General features: G+C 34.9%; 1 protein-coding gene. It reads left to right on the forward strand.

From position 1 onward, the window contains the following. Window positions 1–1,901: beta strand repeat-containing protein (locus AJ939_RS03745; RefSeq protein ID WP_410002385.1), on the forward strand; the 1,901-nt coding region annotated here is incomplete at both ends.

A 1,901-nucleotide genomic window follows, 5' to 3' on the forward strand; every position in this document is an offset into this window, starting at 1 on the left:
TCTAAAAAGATAGTTTTATCTTTAGCTACTATTTCTTTCTTAGCGAGTTGTGCTAATGCTACACTTACTCCTGAAATAAAAACTTATGATGAAGCAAATAAAAATACTAAAGCTAGATCAGCAAGTGTTTATGCTCCTCAAGCTAGGATTAATACGACTGTAAGTAGTTCAGAAACTAGCACAATCAACATTACCGATCAGGGACCACATACCATAATAATTCAATCAAATGGAACTCTAGGTAGTATAGGCAATACAGATAGAATCATCTATGCTCATGCTAGTGGTAGCAATATCCTCACTCTTACCAATCTTACCAATAAAGGAACTATTAACGGTAAGGTAGCTGTAGAACATGATAACAATTTTAAAGGAACCATCACTGTTAACACCTTTGAAAATACAGGTCAAATCAATGGTCAAATTTACATGGGAATTTGGGGAGGTAACTCAGGAACTCTCACTGTGGATAAATTCGAAAATAGTGGGACTATAGTAGGCTCTAACGACCGAGGAGTACTTTTCGAAGGAAAAAATACTAATATACAAAGCTTTGTTAATAGTGGTTTAATTAGTGGGAGCGAAGGTGTAACAATGATTAGTGGAACCATAGAAAATTTTACCAATAGTGGAACCATAAAAAGCACAGGTAATACCGAGCCTTCTATTTATATAAATGTATCATCAGGTGTATATTTATTTGGAGGCACAATAAAAAATTTTACCAATGAAGGCTTAATTTCTGGTATTGCGGGTGTAAGTTTAGCTCAAGGTAGTATAGAAAATTTTACTAATCAAGGAACCATAGAGTCAACAAGTAGTAATAAAAATGCTGCAGCTATTTCTCTTAAAACATATTATGATGGTCCGTCTATTATTAAAAGTTTTATTAACGAAGGAAATATTAAATCAAAGTCTAATGGTATATTAGCAGAAACGGGTAATAAAATAGAAACCCTTGTTAACAAAGGCTCTATAGAAGCAGATTTAAATGGTATAAGTTTCTATGATTTTGATTATGGTAGTGGTAGTAAAATGGAACTAGGTAGCATCATTCTAGAAGATGGCAGTAGCATTAAGGCTGGAAACAATGGTATTAATATAGATAATGGAAGTTCTAAAGATATTGAAGCTGATGCCATTGAAGTTAAACAAGGTGCTATTGTAAGCGGCGGTAAATCTGGAATTTATATAGGAGGCGGTAAAGAAATCAACACTCAAATCACCATCTCAGGTGAAGTAAGTGGTGGAGCCGCTGGTATAGTTAATGAAGGTATTATAGGTGGTAGCAGTAGCGATGATGATAAAAAAGGTGGCATTATCATCTCAGGAGGTAGCGTTAGCTCTTCAAGTGGAGGCTCTGGCATAGTCAATCAAGGCAATGGTTCTATAGCAGGCGAAATCAAAGTAGAAAGTGGGGGTTCAGTTGAAGGTGGTATTACCAATACAGGAAGTGGTTCTATCTCAGGAAATATAGTAGTAGAAAATGGTGGTAAACTTGACTCCATCACTAACACTTCTAATTCTAATACAGGTATAAGTGGTTCCATCACTAACAATAGTGATAATAAACTTGAAATTTCCAATGGAGAAGGTGCTACTATAGGTGGAGGTATTACAAATAATGGTAATGCTGATTTAGTTATTTCCAACCAAGGCTCAGTAGGTAAAGATGATCATGGTAATACAGTAACTAACAATGGTAGTGGTAGTGTTGGAATTAAAGATTGGGTTGTTTCTACAGATAAAAATACAGGTAAATTAGACACTGTGGTTGTAGGTGGAAGCGGTGCAAATAATGTACAAGTAGAAAACATCACTGTAGATCAAAGCAATGTTAATCTTGAAGAATTAGGTAATATAAGCAATATCATCTCAGGTGTCAATCAAAACAATATTGG

This window comes from Campylobacter sp. BCW_6889 (assembly GCF_001762535.1).
Taxonomy (GTDB): domain Bacteria; phylum Campylobacterota; class Campylobacteria; order Campylobacterales; family Campylobacteraceae; genus Campylobacter_D; species Campylobacter_D jejuni.